Raw genomic sequence first — 17,387 nt, forward strand, 5'->3', positions numbered from 1 at the left:
TGTTTTGTTTTTTCAGAAGTCCAGGCCGGGCCGCTGCGACGACCCGCGCCTTTTTGGAGCACCGCACCATGACGCTTGCAGTCCAATTCACCCACGTTTCCCGTCAATTCGGCGAAGTGAAGGCCGTTGACCGGGTGTCCATCGATATCCAGGACGGCGAGTTCTTTTCCATGCTCGGCCCCTCCGGCTCGGGCAAGACCACTTGCCTGCGCCTGATTGCCGGTTTCGAGCAACCGAGCGCCGGCTCGATCCGCATTCATGGCGAGGAAGCCGCCGGCCTGCCGCCGTATCAGCGCGACGTAAACACCGTGTTTCAGGATTACGCACTGTTCCCCCATATGAATGTGCGCGACAACGTGGCCTACGGTCTGAAGGTAAAGGGCGTAGGCAAGGCCGAACGCCTCAACCGCGCCGAGGAAGCCTTGGGCATGGTGGCGCTGGGCGGCTACGGTGAGCGCAAACCCGTGCAGCTCTCCGGCGGCCAACGCCAACGGGTAGCCCTGGCCCGGGCGCTGGTCAATCGTCCGCGCGTGCTGTTGCTCGACGAGCCATTGGGCGCCCTCGACCTCAAGCTGCGCGAACAAATGCAAAGCGAGCTGAAAAAGCTGCAACGCCAGCTCGGCATCACTTTTATCTTCGTGACCCACGACCAGACCGAAGCGCTGTCGATGTCCGACCGCGTGGCGGTGTTCAACAAGGGCCGTATCGAACAGGTCGATACTCCACGCAACCTGTACATGAAACCGGCCACGGCGTTCGTCGCCGAATTCGTCGGTACCTCCAACGTGATCCGCGGCGAACTGGCCCGGCGCCTGGGCGGCAGCGCCCAGCCGTTTTCGATCCGCCCGGAGCACGTGCGGTTTGCCGAAGGCCCGCTGGGCGCCGGTGATGTGGAGATCAGCGGCGTGCTGCATGACATCCAGTACCAGGGCAGCGCCACCCGCTTTGAGCTGAAATTGGACAACGGCCAGACCCTGAACATCAGCCAGGCCAACAACCAGTGGCTGGACACCAGCGGCGCCCATCAGGTCGGCCAGCCCCTCACCGCGCGTTGGGCGCGGGAAGCCATGACGCCGCTGACTGACAGCGCAGGCGAGGTGTGACATGAGCCTGGCCCTTTCCCAACACGCGCCGATGCGCAGGTTTTCCAACCTGCTGTACCGCAAGCCCAACCTGTACCTGGCAATGCTGCTGGTGCCGCCGCTGATCTGGTTCGGCGCGATCTACCTGGGGTCGTTGCTGACCCTGCTGTGGCAGGGCTTCTACACCTTCGATGACTTCACCATGGCGGTCACTCCAGACCTCACCTTGGCCAACTTCGCCGCGCTGTTCCAGCCGTCGAACTTCGACATCATCCTGCGCACCCTGAGCATGGCGATCGTGGTGTCGATTGCCAGCGCCATTGTCGCCTTCCCGATTGCGTACTACATGGCGCGCTACACCACCGGCAAGACCAAGGCGTTTTTCTACATCGCCGTGATGATGCCGATGTGGGCCAGTTACATCGTCAAGGCCTACGCCTGGACCCTGCTGCTGGCCAAGGGCGGCGTGGCGCAGTGGTTTGTGCAGCACCTGGGGCTGGAGCCGCTGCTGCATTTCGTGCTGGGCATCCCCGGCGTGGGCGGCAGCACCTTGAGCACCTCGCACCTGGGACGGTTCATGGTGTTCGTCTATATCTGGCTGCCGTTCATGATTCTGCCGATTCAGGCGTCCCTGGAGCGTTTGCCGCCGTCGTTGCTGCAAGCCTCGGCCGACCTGGGGGCCAAGCCGCGCCAGACCTTTATGCAGGTGATTCTGCCGCTGTCGGTGCCGGGGATCGCCGCCGGGTCGATCTTCACGTTCTCGCTGACCCTGGGCGACTTTATCGTGCCGCAACTGGTGGGCCCGCCGGGCTACTTCGTCGGCGGCATGGTGTACGCGCAGCAAGGTGCCATCGGCAATATGCCCATGGCGGCGGCGTTCACCCTGGTGCCGATCGTGCTGATCGCGATTTACCTGTCCATCGTCAAACGCCTGGGGGCCTTCGATGCACTCTGAAAAAGCCACTCTCGGTTTGCGCATGGCCGCCTGGGGCGGCCTGTTATTCCTGCACTTTCCGATCCTGATCATCTTCCTCTACGCCTTCAACACCGAAGAAGCCGCGTTCAGCTTTCCGCCCCAGGGCTTTACCCTGAAGTGGTTCAGCGTGGCGTTCGCACGGCCCGACGTGCTGGAAGCGATCAAGTTGTCGCTGCAGATCGCTGCCATCGCCACCCTGATCGCCATGGTGCTCGGCACGCTGGCCTCGGCGGCCTTGTATCGACGGGAGTTCTTCGGCAAACAGGGCGTGTCGCTGATGCTGATCCTGCCGATTGCGCTGCCGGGGATCATCACCGGTATCGCTCTGCTGGCGACGTTCAAGACCCTGGGCATCGAGCCGGGGATGTTCACCATCATCGTCGGCCACGCGACCTTTTGCGTGGTGATTGTCTACAACAACGTCATCGCGCGCCTGCGCCGCACCTCCCACAGCCTGATCGAGGCGTCGATGGACCTGGGCGCCGACGGCTGGCAGACGTTCCGCTACATCATCATGCCCAACCTGGGCTCGGCGTTGCTGGCCGGCGGCATGCTCGCGTTTGCGCTGTCGTTCGACGAAATCATCGTCACCACCTTCACCGCCGGGCATGAACGCACCTTGCCGCTGTGGTTGCTCAACCAGTTGAGCCGGCCACGGGATGTGCCGGTGACCAACGTGGTGGCGATGCTGGTGATGCTGGTGACGATGTTCCCGATCCTGGGCGCTTATTACTTGACCCGCGGCGGTGAAAGCGTGGCGGGGAGTGGCGGTAAATAACTTGGCCACTGAAGGAACGCGGTTCAAATGTGGGAGGGGGCTTGCCCCCGATAGCGGTGTGACAGCCAACACAGCTGTCACTGAACCACTGGCATCGGGGGCAAGCCCCCTCCCACATTTAAATCCGGTTTCTTCAGGGAAATAACACGCGTTTTTTGGAGGACTCAATCATGCAAACCAAACTGCTGATCAACGGCCAACTGGTACAAGGCGAAGGCCCGGCACAAGCGGTGTTCAACCCGGCCCTGGGCCGTGTGCTGGTGGAAATCAACGAAGCCAGCGAAGCCCAGGTCGACGCCGCCGTGCGGGCCGCCGATGCCGCGTTTGAGAACTGGTCGCAGACCGCGCCCAAGGACCGCTCGCTGCTGTTGCTCAAATTGGCCGACGCCATCGAAGCCCACGGTGAAGAGCTGGCCAAACTGGAGTCGGACAATTGCGGCAAACCCTACAGCGCCGCGCTCAACGACGAGATCCCGGCGATTGCCGACGTGTTCCGCTTTTTTGCCGGCGCCAGCCGCTGCATGAGCGGTTCGGCCGGCGGCGAATACTTGCCCGGCCATACCTCGATGATCCGCCGCGATCCGGTAGGCGTGATCGCGTCCATCGCGCCGTGGAACTACCCGCTGATGATGGTCGCGTGGAAAATCGCCCCGGCCCTGGCCGCCGGTAATACCGTGGTGCTCAAACCGTCGGAGCAAACCCCACTGACGGCGTTGCGCATGGTGGAACTGGCGTCGGAGATCTTCCCGGCCGGCGTGCTCAATCTGGTGTTCGGCCGTGGCCCGACCGTGGGCAGCCCACTGGTGCAGCACCCGAAAGTACGCATGGTGTCACTGACCGGTTCCATCGCCACCGGCGCGAACATCATCGCCAACACTGCCGACAGCGTGAAACGCATGCACATGGAGCTGGGCGGCAAGGCACCGGTGATTATCTTCAACGATGCGGACATCGACGCCGCCGTTGAAGGCATCCGCACCTTCGGCTTCTACAACGCCGGCCAGGACTGCACGGCGGCGTGCCGCATCTATGCCCAGGCGGACATTTACGACGCGTTTGTCGAGAAGCTCGGCGCGGCGGTCGCCAGCATCAAGTACGGTTTGCAGGATGACCCGAACACCGAGCTGGGGCCATTGATCACCGCGCAACACCGCGACCGCGTGGCCGGGTTTGTCGAACGTGCCGTGGCACAACCGCATATCCGTTTGATCACCGGCGGCAAGGCCGTGGACGGCAATGGGTTCTTCTTTGAACCGACCGTGCTGGCCGACGCCCAGCAGGACGACGAAATCGTGCGCCGCGAGGTGTTCGGGCCAGTGGTGTCAGTGACCAAGTTCAACGACGAAGCCCAGGTGCTGGGTTGGGCCAACGATTCGGACTACGGCCTGGCCTCGTCGGTATGGACAGCCGACGTAGGCCGCGCCCATCGCCTGGCCGCGCGCCTGCAGTACGGCTGCACCTGGGTAAATACCCACTTTATGCTCGTCAGCGAAATGCCTCACGGCGGTCAGAAACTGTCGGGGTATGGCAAGGACATGTCCATGTATGGCCTGGAGGACTACACCACGGTCCGGCATGTGATGTTCAAGCACTGATTCGCCGCCACCCCCTGCACGCAGGCTCTTGCAGGGGGCTCATAACAATAATTTTCAGGAATGCCCATGGACATCACCCGCCGCGACTTCCTCAACGGCGTCGCCATCACCGTCGCTGCCGGCATGACGCCGCTGCAGATCCTTCGGGCCGCGCCCGACGGTCGCTATTACCCACCCGCCCTCACCGGCCTGCGCGGCAGCCATGTCGGCGCCTTCGAAATGGCGCACCAGATGGGTTGGGAAAAGAAAGTCTTCGACACCGATAAATTGCCCATCACCGAGCACTATGACCTGGTGGTGGTCGGCGGTGGCCTGAGCGGCTTGTCGGCGGCGTGGTTCTACCGCGAGAAACATCCGAATGCGAAAATCCTGATCCTGGAGAACCACGACGACTTCGGCGGCCACGCCAAGCGCAATGAGTTCCAGGCCGGCGGCCGCATGATCATCGGCTACGGCGGCAGTGAGGCCTTCCAGTCGCCCAACCACCTGTTCAGCAAACCGGTGAACGGCCTGCTGAAAAAACTCGGGGTGACTATCAAGCGCTTCGAAACGGCCTTCGACCGCCAGTTCTACCCAAACCTGGGGCTGTCGCGGGGGGTGTTCTTCGACAAGGAGAATTTCGGCGAAGACAAACTGGTGACCGGCGACCCGACGCCGATGGTGGCTGACGACATCGCCCCGGACCAGTTGCATGCGCGTGCCCTCGGTGACTTCATCAATGACTTCCCACTGCCGACCGCCGACCGCCAGGCGCTGATCGAGCTGCACACCGCCCCCAGGGACTACCTGCCCGGCAAGAATGCCAAGGAAAAGGCTGACTACCTGGCAGCCACCAGCTACCGGGATTTCCTGCTCAAGAACGTGGGATTGTCGCAAGGCGCGGTGAAGTATTTTCAGAGCCGTACCAACGATTTCATGGCCTTGAGCATCGATGCCGTGGCTGCGTCCGATGCCTACAATGTGGGTTTCCCAGGTTTTGGCGGAATGAATCTGGCACCTATCAGCGAAGAAGCCGCCGCAGAAATGGAAGAGCCCTACATCTACCATTTCCCGGACGGCAATGCGTCGCTCGCACGCCTCCTGGTGCGCAGCCTGATTCCCGGTGTGGCACCAGGGCACAGCATGGACGATATCGTGCTGGCGGCCTTCGACTACGCCAGGCTCGATCAACCCAAGGCACCGGTGCGCCTGCGTTTGAACAGCACGGCGGTGAGCGTGCGCAATGTCGGCGATGGCGTGCATATCGGCTACAGCCGAGGCGGACAACTCGCCCAGGTGCGCGGCAAACGCTGCATCCTGGCCTGCTACAACATGATGATTCCTTACCTGCTCAAAGGCCTGCCCGCGCCTCAGGCCCACGCCTTGAGCCAAAACGTGAAATTCCCGCTGGTGTACACCAAGGTAGTGATCCGAAATTGGCAAGCGTTTCAGAAGCTGGGGGTGCATGAAATCTACGCGGCCACCCAGCCGTACAGCCGCATCAAACTGGACTACCCGGTGAGCATGGGCGGTTACGACCACCCGCGCGACCCCACGCAACCGATCGGCCTGCACATGGTCTACGTGCCCACCAGCCCCAACAGCGGCATGAACGCCCGCGATCAGGCCCGCGCCGGACGTGGCCGCTTGTATGGGCAGACATTCGAGCAACTGGAAGCGCAGTTGCGTGACCAACTGCAACGCATGCTCGGTCCGGGCGGGTTCAATCATGAGACGGATATTCTGGCGATCACAGTGAATCGCTGGTCCCACGGCTATGCGTATTTTTCCAACAGCCTGTTCGATGACGCCGACGAAAGCGAAGCGCTGATGAACCTGGCGCGCAAACCCCTGGGGCATGTGAGCATCGCCAACTCGGACGCGGCGTGGAGTGCGTACGCCCATGCGGCGATCGACGAGGCGTACCGAGCCGTGGGCGAAGTGGCCTGAAACACACCTCTGACCGACAATACAAAACTCTTTGTGGGAGGGGGCTTGCCCCCGATAGCAGTGGGTCAGCACTGAAATAGTTGGCTGATACACCGCTATCGGGGGGCAAGCCTGCTCCCACATTGGATTTTCATAATTCTTGAGTAATGTGTTCGTCCACAGCCCCGGAAATGTCTTGTCGCATTTGCAATGCCATCACCCCGCCACCAATCAATTTTCCTCCTCCACCGAACCGCTTAAGCTATCCGGCGTCTGTTTAATGTCCGTAGCGTTTGGCCGAAGGCATGTCCGAACCGTATTTTCTGATCCAGCACGTGCCAGGAACGGCGCGGGATTTGCTCACGACAGGTTGTCTCTATGCATCGCAGGAATTTGCTCAAAGCGTCCATGGCCATTGCGGCTTATACCGGTCTGTCGGCCAGCGGGCTGCTCGCTGCCCAGGCCTGGGCCGGGAACCGCGCCGCCGATGGCAAAGCCGTGGCGTTCGACTTCGAAACGCTCAAGGCCCAGGCCAAACAACTGGCCGCAACCGCCTACAAAGACACCAAACAAGTACTGCCGCCGACGCTGGCGACCATGACTCCGCAGAACTTCAACGCGATCGGCTACGACGGCAACCATTCGCTGTGGAAAGAACTCAATGGCCAGCTCGACGTGCAATTCTTCCACGTCGGCATGGGTTTCAAGACGCCGGTGCGCATGCACAGCGTCGACCCCAAGACGCGTGAAGCGCGTGAGGTGCATTTCCGCCCTTCACTGTTCAACTATGAAAAAACCACGGTCGACACCCAACAGCTGACCGGCGACCTGGGTTTCTCCGGCTTCAAACTGTTCAAGGCGCCGGAGCTGGACCGTCATGACGTGCTGTCGTTTCTCGGCGCCAGTTACTTCCGCGCGGTCGATTCCACCGGTCAGTACGGGTTATCCGCCCGCGGTCTGGCGATCGACACCTACGCGAAAAAGCGTGAAGAGTTTCCCGATTTCACGCAGTTCTGGTTCGAGACCCCGGACAAGAACGCCACCCGCTTTGTGGTCTACGCCCTGCTCGATTCGCCGAGCGCCACGGGTGCCTATCGCTTCGATATCGACTGCCAGGCCAACCAGGTCGTGATGGCCATCGACGCGCATATCAATGCGCGCACCGCAATCGAGCAACTGGGCATCGCGGCGATGACCAGCATGTTCAGTTGCGGCACCCACGAGCGCCGCATGTGCGACACCATCCACCCGCAGATCCACGATTCGGACCGCCTGGCCATGTGGCGCGGCAACGGCGAGTGGGTCTGCCGTCCGTTGAACAACCCGGCCAAGTTGCAATTCAACGCATTCGCCGACACCGACCCGAAAGGCTTCGGCCTGGTGCAGACCGACCATGAGTTCGCCAGCTACCAGGACACCGTGGACTGGTACAGCAAACGCCCAAGCCTGTGGGTAGAACCCACGACAGCCTGGGGTGAAGGTTCGATCGACTTGCTGGAAATTCCCACCACCGGCGAAACCCTGGACAACATCGTGGCCTTCTGGACCCCGAAAAAACCGGTGGCCGCCGGCGATTCGCTCAACTACGGCTACAAACTGTACTGGAGCGCCCTGCCGCCGGTAAGCACGCCGCTGGCGCAGGTGGATGCCACCCGCTCCGGCATGGGCGGTTTTACCGAGGGCTGGGCACCGGGCGAGCATTATCCAGAGGTATGGGCACGGCGTTTTGCCGTGGACTTCAAAGGCGGCGGCCTGGACCGCCTGCCGGCCGGCACCGGGATCGAACCGGTGGTCACCTGCTCCCACGGCGAGGTAAAGGATTTCAGCGTGCTGGTGCTCGACAACATCAAGGGCTACCGCATTCTGTTTGACTGGTACCCGACCAGCGACAGCGTGGAGCCGGTGGAATTGCGCCTGTTCATTCGCACCCAGGACCGCACCTTGAGCGAAACCTGGCTGTACCAGTACTTTCCGCCGGCACCGGAGCAGCGCAAGTACACGTGATAACAAGGGGGGAGCACCCGCTCCCCCCTGACTGGAGGGCGGATCAGAACCGCGACACGCTTTTCATCGCGCCAATCAAATAGCGCATGGCCACCTGATCGTCCTCCGTCAATGCGCGATACTGCGCCAGCAGTTCCACTTCGTCCGAACTCAACCTTCGCCCCCGCAAAGACACCCTGCGCGTCAGAAATGACGTCACCACACCCGCTACACCAAAGGACTTGGCCATGGACTGCTTCTCCTGATATCGAACAACTACTCCTTGCGCCCATCACCTGCGTCCCGTGAAGCGCAACGCCCCGACGGCAAGCCGACTGACTTCCCGGGCCAGAAATCAGGCTTACCGTAAGCGTAGAAACAATCTCGCAGCGCGTGGGATTTTTTTAGAGTATTCACTTAAAAAAATACTTGGGTAACAAATACCTACAGCCTTTTCCCCATCGCGAGGCGTAAAAAAACCCACCGGGTCAGGGCAATGCCAGTCAGTTTAAGGAGGAACATTGTAACTGTGGTGAGCGGGCTTGCCCCGCGTTGGGCTGCGCAGCAGCCCCAATAGGAGCGTCGCAGTATGCGAGGCAGCTCCGGGACTATGTTTTGGGGCTGCTTCGCAGCCCAACGCGGGGCAAGCCCGCTCGCCACAGGGTACTGGTTGCCCGTTCCGTCTCTTAACTGACCGGCATTGACCGGGTCAGGGTGGGTTTTGAAGCGACGAAGGCTAATTCTTCAAGTCAGACTCATGGATCGGCTGATCCCGATGGGTCGCGCGCTGATATTGCGCCGGCCAGGTCGCCTTGCGCCCGCCCAGGTCGTCGTCGGCATGCAAGGGCCAATACGGATCGCGCAGCAGCTCTCGGGCCAGGAAGATGATATCGGCCTGGCAGGTACGCAGGATGTGCTCGGCCTGCGCCGGCTCGGTGATCATGCCGACGGTGCCGGTGGCGATGCCCGCCTCCTTGCGCACGCGTTCGGCGAAACGCGTCTGATAGCCCGGCCCGGTGGGGATCTCGGCGTTGGCGGCGGTGCCGCCGGACGAGACGTCGATCAGATCCACCCCAAGGTCCTTCAGGCGGCGCGCCAATTCCACGGTTTCATCCGGGTTCCAGCCATCTTCGACCCAGTCGGTGGCCGATACCCGCACGAACAACGGCAGCTCCCGTGGCCACGCCTCGCGCACGGCCTGGGTCACTTGCAGCACCAGGCGAATGCGATTTTCGAACGAACCACCGTATGCGTCCTGGCGCTGATTGCTCAGCGGCGAGAGGAACTGATGCAACAGGTAGCCGTGCGCCGCGTGGATCTCTACTACCTTGAAGCCGGCCGTCAGGGCGCGTTTGGCCGCCGCGACGAAGTCGGCGATCACCTGCTGGATCTGGGCTTCATCCAACGGTTTGGGCTGGGTGTGCTGGGGGTCGAACGCAATGGGCGACGGCGCGACCGGCACCCAGCCACCGTCTTCAGGCTTGACGCTGCCGTGCTTGCCGAGCCACGGGCGGTGAGTGCTGGCCTTGCGCCCGGCATGCGCCAGCTGGATTCCGGCCACCCCACCCTGGGCCGCAATAAAGCGCGTAATGCGTTGCAGCGGTTCGATCTGTTGGTCGTTCCACAGCCCCAGGTCCTGGGCAGTAATGCGACCAACGGCGCTCACCGCAGTGGCTTCGGTGAAGATCAGGCCAGCGCCGCCTACCGCACGGCTGCCGAGATGCACCAAGTGCCAGTCATTGGCCAGGCCATCGGCGCTGGAGTACTGGCACATCGGCGATACGGCGATGCGGTTGGGCAAAGTCAATTGGCGCAGGGTGTAGGATTCGAGCAGTTGACTCATGGCGCACCTCTTCTGGGTTCTGTGGGCACTCTTCAAAGCGTGCTTAGAGCCTAGTCGACAACGCGCGATCGCACAGGGTTCAGCACAACACGGGCGCCGATGGCCGGCGCCCGTGCTGCGTGGGCTTACATCTCGACCTGGGTACCCAGCTCGATCACCCGGTTAACCGGCAGTTTGAAGAAGCGCAGGTTGCCGTTGGCGTTTTTCAACATAAACGCGAACAAGCCTTCGCGCCAGCGCGCCATGCCCTTGATGCGCGAGGCAATCACCGTTTCACGGCTGAGGAAATAGGTGGTACGCATCGGGCTGAAATCCAGTTCGTCCAGATGACACAGCTTCAGCGCCTGGGGTACGTCCGGCTCGTCGGTGAACCCGAAGTGCAGGATGACGCGGAAGAAGCCTTCGCCGTAGGCATCCACCTCGAAACGTCGGGTGGCCGGTACGCGTGGAATATCTTCGTAGACCACGGTCAACAGCACCACCTGCTCATGCAGCACCTGGTTGTGCAGCAGGTTGTGCAACAGCGCATGGGGCACCGCATCCGGGCGCGCCGTGAGGAACACCGCCGTACCCTGCACCCGATGGGGCGGTTGCACGCGGATGCTGCTGATAAAGATCGGCAGCGGCAGGCCGCCTTCGTCGAGGCGCTCCACCAGCAATTGCTTGCCGCGCTTCCAAGTGGTCATCAGCACGAACAGCACGATGCCCGCCAATACCGGGAACGCGCCGCCCTGGATGATCTTCGGCACGTTGGCGGCGAAGTACAGACCGTCGACCAACAGGCAGCAGACCAGCACCGGCACCGCCAGCACCGGCGGCCATTTCCACAGCAGCAGCATCACCGCCGACACCAGGATGGTGGTCATCAGCATGGTGCCGGTTACCGCCACGCCGTAGGCCGAGGCCAAGGCGTTGGACGATTCGAAACCCAGTACCAGCAGGATCACGCCGACCATCAACGACCAGTTCACCGCGCCGATATAGATCTGGCCCTGTTCGGCGCTGGAGGTGTGCTGGATATGCATGCGCGGGATGTAACCGAGTTGGATCGCCTGGCGCGTCAGGGAGAACGCACCGGAAATCACCGCCTGGGAGGCAATCACAGTGGCCAGGGTGGACAACACCACCAACGGGATCAGCGCCCAGCTCGGCGCCAGCAGATAAAACGGGTTGCGCGCGGCTTCGGGATCGCCCAGCAGCATCGCGCCCTGGCCGAAATAGTTGAGTACCAACGCCGGCAACACCAGCATGAACCACGCGCGGGCAATCGGCTTGCGACCGAAGTGGCCCATGTCGGCATACAGCGCTTCGGCGCCGGTCAATGCCAGCACTACCGCGCCGAGGATCGCCACGCCGATGCCTGGATGGGCCTCGAAGAAACGCACGGCCCAGATCGGGTTCAGGGCATGGAGTACCTCAGGGTGCAGGGTAATGCCGTACACACCCAGGCCGCCCAGCACCAGAAACCAGGTCACCATCACCGGCCCGAACAGTTTGCCGATATGGTCGGTGCCGTGCTTCTGGATCAGGAACAGCGCCACCAACACCACCAGGGCAATCGGCACTACCCATTTTTCCAGGCCATCGAACGCCAGTTCCAGGCCTTCCACGGCCGACAATACGGAAATTGCCGGGGTGATCATGCTGTCACCGTAGAACAATGCCGCGCCGCACAGGCCACAGACCACCAGGAAACTGCGCAGCCGTCTGCGCTCCCCCGCCGCCCGCCGCGCCAGCGCGGTGAGGGCCATGATCCCGCCTTCGCCCTGGTTGTCTGCGCGCAGTACAAACAGCATGTACTTGATCGACACCACCCAGATCAGCGACCAGAAGATCAGCGCCAGAATCCCCAGCACGCCATCGTGGTTGACCTGAACCCCATAACCGCCGTTGAACACCTCTTTAAGGGTATAGAGCGGGCTGGTTCCGATATCGCCATAAACCACCCCGACCGCTGCCACCAGCATGCCAATCGGTTTGGCGTTTGAATGCTCGGCACCTACTGCCTGACTACTTGCCTGACCCATCAACCACTCCTGCCCTTTGACCTGAGGTCTTATATGAACAACGCGTCTAAGCCGACGCTAGCATGCGCCGTTTTACTTCTCGTAACAGACGTTTTATTGACCCAAGGGTTTTACCCATGCGCAACGGCGCGAAGCATAGCGCAGCGCTCGTCGTATTTCCCTGCATAAAGCTGGTCAAGTCCGTTGCCCATCGCTAGAATTGCGCACTTTTTGATCAGAGGCGCGCCAAGCGCCCGTCCGCTGCCCTGCCCTTTGCGGCGGCGGCGTCATTCAATACCGAGGTTAGACATGTCCACCACTCCCGCAACGGCCAACCCCAAGGTCGGCTTTGTATCCCTGGGTTGCCCCAAGGCGCTGGTCGATTCCGAGCGCATCCTGACCCAACTGCGCATGGAAGGCTATGACGTGGTGTCCACTTATCAGGACGCGGATGTGGTGGTGGTCAACACCTGTGGCTTTATCGACTCGGCCAAGGCGGAGTCGCTGGAGGTGATCGGTGAAGCCATCAAGGAAAACGGCAAGGTCATCGTGACCGGCTGCATGGGCGTGGAAGAAGGCAATATCCGCAATGTGCACCCCAGCGTGCTCGCGGTGACCGGCCCGCAGCAGTACGAGCAAGTGGTCAACGCTGTGCACGACGTGGTGCCGCCACGCCAGGATCACAACCCGTTGATCGACCTGGTGCCGCCCCAAGGCATCAAGCTGACCCCGCGCCACTACGCGTACCTGAAGATCTCCGAAGGCTGTAACCATAGCTGCAGCTTCTGCATTATTCCGTCGATGCGCGGCAAGCTGGTGAGCCGTCCGGTGGGCGACGTACTCGACGAGGCCCAGCGCCTGGTCAAGTCTGGCGTGAAGGAGCTGCTGGTGATCTCGCAGGACACCAGTGCCTACGGCGTCGATGTGAAATACCGCACCGGCTTCTGGAACGGCGCGCCGGTAAAAACCCGCATGACCGAACTCTGCGAAGCCCTCAGCAGCCTGGGCGTATGGGTGCGCCTGCACTACGTCTACCCGTACCCGCATGTGGACGAGCTGATCCCGCTGATGGCCGCCGGCAAGATCCTGCCGTACCTGGACATCCCGTTCCAGCACGCCAGCCCGAAAGTGCTCAAGGCCATGAAACGCCCGGCCTTTGAGGACAAAACCCTGGCGCGCATCAAGAACTGGCGCGAGATCTGCCCGGACTTGATCATCCGCTCCACCTTTATCGTCGGCTTTCCCGGCGAGACCGAAGAAGACTTCCAGTACCTGCTGGACTGGCTGACCGAGGCCCAACTGGACCGCGTCGGCTGCTTCCAGTACTCGCCGGTGGAAGGCGCCCCGGCCAACCTGCTGGACCTGGCCGTGGTGCCGGACGACGTCAAGCAGGACCGTTGGGAACGCTTCATGGCGCACCAACAGGCCATCAGCTCGGCGCGCCTGCAACTGCGCATCGGCAAGGAAATCGAAGTGCTCATCGACGAAGTCGACGAACAAGGCGCCGTGGGCCGTTGCTTCTTCGATGCGCCGGAGATCGACGGCAATGTGTTTATCGACGATGCCAGCGGTTTGAAGCCGGGCGACAAGGTCTGGTGCACCGTGACCGACGCCGACGAATACGACCTGTGGGCCGAAAAACGCGACTGATCGCTGGAAACTTGAAAAAGCCCTGCTTCTGGACAAGATGCGGGGCTTTTTTCGGTCTATTGTTTTGCCCATCGGCGCACACATCGGCAAGAGGCAACGGGCATGCGGCAGCATTCGGTCATTCATACACCTAACACCCGCGATTACCCGGAACTGGTCCGGGTGTGGGAAGCGTCGGTGCGCGCCACCCATGATTTTCTGCCCGACAGCTACATCGTATTACTCAAAGACCTGGTGCTGACCCGCTACCTGGATGCGGTGATGCTGGTCTGCACCAAGGACGCCCGCCAGCGCATCACTGGGTTTGCCGGGGTAGCGGCGGGAAAAGTCGAGATGCTGTTCATCGATCCGCAACATCGTGGCCAAGGCTTGGGCCGCCAGTTGCTGCGCTACGCGGTGGAGTGCATGAACGCCGACGAGCTGGAAGTCAACGAACAGAACCCCCAGGCCCTGGCCTTTTACCTCAAGCAAGGTTTCGAGGTGATCGGACGCACCGAGCATGACGGCCTTGGCCAGCCTTATCCGTTGCTGCGCATGCGCTTGCGCCAGTTGTCGTCGCAGGCGCGCCAGGGCTAAATGAAATGGGGCCGGGATTAACCGGCGCCAGGCAGGTACAATAGCCGCCCCCTTTTGTTACGGCCCTTGTCATGACTGACCCCATACGCCTCTCCAAACGCCTTATCGAACTGGTCGGTTGCTCCCGTCGGGAGGCTGAGCTGTTTATCGAAGGCGGCTGGGTCTCGGTGGACGGTGAAGTGATCGACGAACCGCAGTTCAAGGTCACCACCCAGAAAGTCGAACTCGACCCCGAGGCCAAGGCCACCGCGCCGGAACCGGTGACCATCCTGCTGCACGCCCCGGCCGGTGTGGATGCTGATACCGCGATGGCGATGATCAGCGCCGAAACTCTGTCGGACGAACATCGTTTCGGCAAGCGTCCGCTCAAAGGCCACTTCCTGCGCCTGAGCGCCAGCGCCGACCTGCAGGCCAAGGCCAGCGGCCTGCTGGTGTTCACCCAGGACTGGAAGATTCTGCGCAAATTGACCGCCGATGCCGCCAAGATCGAGCAGGAATATGTCGTGGAGGTCGAAGGCGAGATGGTTGCCCACGGCCTTAACCGCCTGAACCACGGCCTGACCTACAAAGGCAAAGAGCTGCCAGCCGTAAAAGCCAGCTGGCAGAACGAAAATCGCCTGCGCTTTGCGCTGAAAAATCCGCAACCCGGCGTGATCGCGCTGTTCTGCGAGGCGGTCGGCCTGAAGGTCGTGGCTATTCGCCGCATCCGCATCGGCGGGGTGTCCATTGGCAAGGTTCCAGTGGGCCAATGGCGTTACCTGTCCGGCAAAGAGAAATTTTAAGCTGCTCCCCCTTTCGACAGCGCCCCGCCGGGCGTTGTCCACCGTTGAAAACCAGGATTGCCCACCATGATTCACAACGACGTACTGCGCAGCGTGCGCTACATGCTCGATATCAGCGACAACAAGATGGTCGAGATCACCAAGCTCGGCGGCATGGACATCACCAAGGATGACCTGCTGACTTACCTCAAGAAGGACGAAGAAGAAGGCTTCGTGTTCTGCCCGGACGAGGTCATGGCGCACTTTCTCGATGGCCTGGTGATCTTCAAGCGTGGCAAGGATGAAAGCCGTCCACCGCAGCCGATCGAGACGCCGGTCACCAACAACATCATTCTCAAGAAGCTGCGCGTGGCCTTCGAACTGAAGGAAGATGATATGCACGCCATTCTCAAAGCTGCCGAATTCCCGGTGTCCAAGCCGGAATTGAGCGCGCTGTTTCGCAAATTCGGCCACACCAACTATCGCCCGTGCGGCGACCAGTTGCTGCGTAACTTCCTCAAGGGGCTGACGCTGCGGGTGCGTGCGTAAGCCATGAGTCACCTGGTCTCCCCCGTCGGCTTCGTGCGCTCCTGTTTCAAGGAGAAGTTCGCCATCCCGCGCCAACCGCAACTGGCGCCGGCCGCCCGCGGCGTGCTGGAGCTGGTGGCGCCGTTCGACCAGGGCGAGGCCGTGCAAGGCCTGGAGCAGGTCAGCCATGTGTGGCTGCTGTTTCTGTTCCATCAGGCGTTGGAAGACAAGCCGCGCCTGAAAGTGCGCCCGCCACGCCTGGGTGGCAATACGTCCATGGGGGTGTTCGCCACCCGTGCGACCCATCGGCCCAATGGCATCGGCCAGTCGGTGGTGAAACTGGACAGGGTCGAGCCGGGTCGGTTGTGGATCTCCGGGATCGATCTGCTCGACGGCACGCCGGTGCTGGACATCAAGCCTTACGTGCCTTACGCCGACATCATCGACACGGCCAGCAACCGCATCGCCAGCGGGGCGCCGGCGTTGATTCCCGTACAGTGGCTGAAGACAGCGCTGCAGCAAGCACAAGGCCATGCCCAGCGTCTCGGCGAGCCGTTGGTGGAATTGATTGATCAGTGTTTGGCGCAGGACCCCCGGCCCGCGTACCAGACGCCTGGGCCGGAGCGCGAGTACGGGGTGCGCTTCTGGGATGTGGATGTGCGCTGGCACTATCCCGAGGCTGGGGTGATTTGCGTATTGGAAGTGGTGACAGCGGGATAAACCGCAAACCAACTGTGGGTGGGGACAAGCCCCCTCCCACATTCAGGTCTTCTGTATTGTCCAGTCAGCACATGGTTTGGCTGCTTTATTTCTCGACGAATGCGCGTTCGATCAGGTAATCACCTGGCTCGCGCATGCGTGGCGAAACTTTCAGGCCGAAGCTGTTGAGCACTTCGCTGGTCTCGTCCAGCATGCTTGGGCTGCCGCACAGCATGGCGCGGTCGTCCTCGGGGTTGATCGGCGGCAAGCCGATGTCCCGGAACAGCTTGCCGCTGCGCATCAGGTCGGTCAGGCGGCCCTGGTTTTCAAAGGGCTCGCGGGTCACGGTGGGGTAGTAGATCAACTTCTCACGCACGGCCTCGCCGAAGAATTCGTTCTGCGGCAGGTGCTCGGTGATGAACTCGCGGTAGGCGACTTCGTTGACGTAGCGCACGCCGTGGCACAGGATCACTTTTTCAAAACGCTCGTAGGTTTCCGGATCCTGGATCACACTCATGAACGGCGCCAGGCCAGTGCCGGTGCTGAGCAGGTACAGGTGTTTTCCGGGCTTCAAGTCGTCCAGCACCAGGGTGCCTGTCGGTTTCTTGCTGATGAGGACCTCATCGCCTTCCTTCAGGTGCTGCAATTGGGAAGTCAGCGGGCCATCCGGCACCTTGATGCTGAAGAACTCCAAATGCTCTTCCCAGTTCGGACTGGCAATGGAGTAAGCACGCATGAGCGGGCGGCCGTTGGGTTGCTGCAGGCCGATCATCACGAACTGACCGTTCTCGAAGCGCAGGCCCGGATCGCGGGTGCACTTGAAGCTGAACAGAGTGTCGTTCCAGTGATGAACACTGAGGACACGCTCGTGGTTCATGTTGCTCATGTACGGGGGACTCCTGGAAATGGGTCTGCGCCAAATGTGAAATGCGCAATTGCAGCGCATTCTAATGGCGGCGACAATATCTGTTAACTGGATTATTAAGATAAGGGTTATCGGTT

General features: G+C 61.5%; 15 protein-coding genes. 11 read left to right on the forward strand and 4 right to left on the reverse strand.

The genetic code is table 11. The features are described from left to right. Window positions 1-68 precede the first annotated feature (68 nt). The 6 genes from OSC50_RS18330 to OSC50_RS18355 all read left to right on the forward strand — a co-directional run bounded on the left by OSC50_RS18330 (window position 69) and on the right by OSC50_RS18355 (window position 8,343). Window positions 69-1,103 carry an ABC transporter ATP-binding protein gene (locus OSC50_RS18330; RefSeq protein ID WP_253510863.1) on the forward strand — a complete coding sequence of 345 codons (1,035 nt, stop codon included), beginning with the start codon at window positions 69-71 and terminating at the stop codon, window positions 1,101-1,103. A 1-nt stretch (window position 1,104) separates the two neighbouring features. Then, window positions 1,105-2,037 (forward strand): ABC transporter permease, encoded by a 933-nt coding sequence (locus OSC50_RS18335; RefSeq protein WP_047881561.1) that lies wholly within the window; start codon window positions 1,105-1,107, stop codon window positions 2,035-2,037. Next, window positions 2,027-2,836 carry an ABC transporter permease gene (locus OSC50_RS18340; RefSeq protein ID WP_181079113.1) on the forward strand — a complete coding sequence of 270 codons (810 nt, stop codon included), beginning with the start codon at window positions 2,027-2,029 and terminating at the stop codon, window positions 2,834-2,836. The genes OSC50_RS18335 and OSC50_RS18340 overlap by 11 nt, the downstream gene beginning before the upstream one ends. 170 nt (window positions 2,837-3,006) lie before the next feature. Then, window positions 3,007-4,431, forward strand: a complete 1,425-nt coding sequence (locus OSC50_RS18345; RefSeq protein ID WP_253510853.1) for a gamma-aminobutyraldehyde dehydrogenase — start codon at window positions 3,007-3,009, stop codon at window positions 4,429-4,431. A gap of 66 nt (window positions 4,432-4,497) precedes the next feature. Then, window positions 4,498-6,360 (forward strand): NAD(P)-binding protein, encoded by a 1,863-nt coding sequence (locus OSC50_RS18350; protein ID WP_266248188.1) that lies wholly within the window; start codon window positions 4,498-4,500, stop codon window positions 6,358-6,360. Between the two features lie 357 nt (window positions 6,361-6,717). Next, on the forward strand, window positions 6,718-8,343 hold the full coding sequence (locus tag OSC50_RS18355; RefSeq protein ID WP_266248187.1) for a glucan biosynthesis protein D: 1,626 nt from the start codon (window positions 6,718-6,720) through the stop codon (window positions 8,341-8,343). A 43-nt stretch (window positions 8,344-8,386) separates the two neighbouring features. On the opposite strand, the gene OSC50_RS18360 is transcribed toward OSC50_RS18355, so the two are convergent. From OSC50_RS18360 to OSC50_RS18370, 3 genes are all read right to left on the reverse strand, one after another. Beyond that, on the reverse strand, window positions 8,387-8,572 hold the full coding sequence (locus OSC50_RS18360) for a hypothetical protein (RefSeq protein WP_266248186.1): 186 nt from the start codon (window positions 8,570-8,572) through the stop codon (window positions 8,387-8,389). 486 nt (window positions 8,573-9,058) lie between these two features. Then, on the reverse strand, window positions 9,059-10,165 hold the full coding sequence (locus tag OSC50_RS18365) for an NADH:flavin oxidoreductase/NADH oxidase (protein WP_266248184.1): 1,107 nt from the start codon (window positions 10,163-10,165) through the stop codon (window positions 9,059-9,061). A 125-nt stretch (window positions 10,166-10,290) separates the two neighbouring features. Then, window positions 10,291-12,192, reverse strand: a complete 1,902-nt coding sequence (locus OSC50_RS18370; RefSeq protein WP_181080577.1) for a potassium transporter Kup — start codon at window positions 12,190-12,192, stop codon at window positions 10,291-10,293. A 288-nt stretch (window positions 12,193-12,480) separates the two neighbouring features. Between OSC50_RS18370 and rimO the strand changes: the two genes are divergently transcribed. The 5 genes from rimO (at window position 12,481) to tsaA (ending at window position 16,406) form a co-directional block, all read left to right on the forward strand. Next, on the forward strand, window positions 12,481-13,821 hold the full coding sequence (gene rimO, locus OSC50_RS18375; RefSeq protein ID WP_181080576.1) for a 30S ribosomal protein S12 methylthiotransferase RimO: 1,341 nt from the start codon (window positions 12,481-12,483) through the stop codon (window positions 13,819-13,821). A gap of 102 nt (window positions 13,822-13,923) precedes the next feature. Further along, window positions 13,924-14,397, forward strand: a complete 474-nt coding sequence (locus OSC50_RS18380; RefSeq protein ID WP_266248182.1) for a GNAT family N-acetyltransferase — start codon at window positions 13,924-13,926, stop codon at window positions 14,395-14,397. Window positions 14,398-14,468: 71 nt separating this feature from the next. Then, window positions 14,469-15,179, forward strand: a complete 711-nt coding sequence (locus OSC50_RS18385) for an rRNA pseudouridine synthase (protein WP_266248180.1) — start codon at window positions 14,469-14,471, stop codon at window positions 15,177-15,179. A 66-nt stretch (window positions 15,180-15,245) separates the two neighbouring features. Continuing rightward, the gene (locus OSC50_RS18390; protein ID WP_181080573.1) at window positions 15,246-15,707 is read left to right on the forward strand and encodes a YehS family protein; all 462 of its coding nucleotides are present in this window, start codon (window positions 15,246-15,248) and stop codon (window positions 15,705-15,707) included. A gap of 3 nt (window positions 15,708-15,710) precedes the next feature. Next, window positions 15,711-16,406 (forward strand): tRNA (N6-threonylcarbamoyladenosine(37)-N6)-methyltransferase TrmO, encoded by a 696-nt coding sequence (tsaA, locus tag OSC50_RS18395; protein WP_181080572.1) that lies wholly within the window; start codon window positions 15,711-15,713, stop codon window positions 16,404-16,406. A gap of 85 nt (window positions 16,407-16,491) precedes the next feature. On the opposite strand, the gene fpr is transcribed toward tsaA, so the two are convergent. Further along, entirely contained in the window at window positions 16,492-17,271 is a 780-nt protein-coding gene (fpr, locus tag OSC50_RS18400) for a ferredoxin-NADP reductase (RefSeq protein ID WP_181080571.1), read from the reverse strand. Window positions 17,272-17,387: the final 116 nt, after the last annotated feature.

This window comes from Pseudomonas quebecensis (genome assembly GCF_026410085.1).
GTDB lineage: Bacteria > Pseudomonadota > Gammaproteobacteria > Pseudomonadales > Pseudomonadaceae > Aquipseudomonas > Aquipseudomonas quebecensis.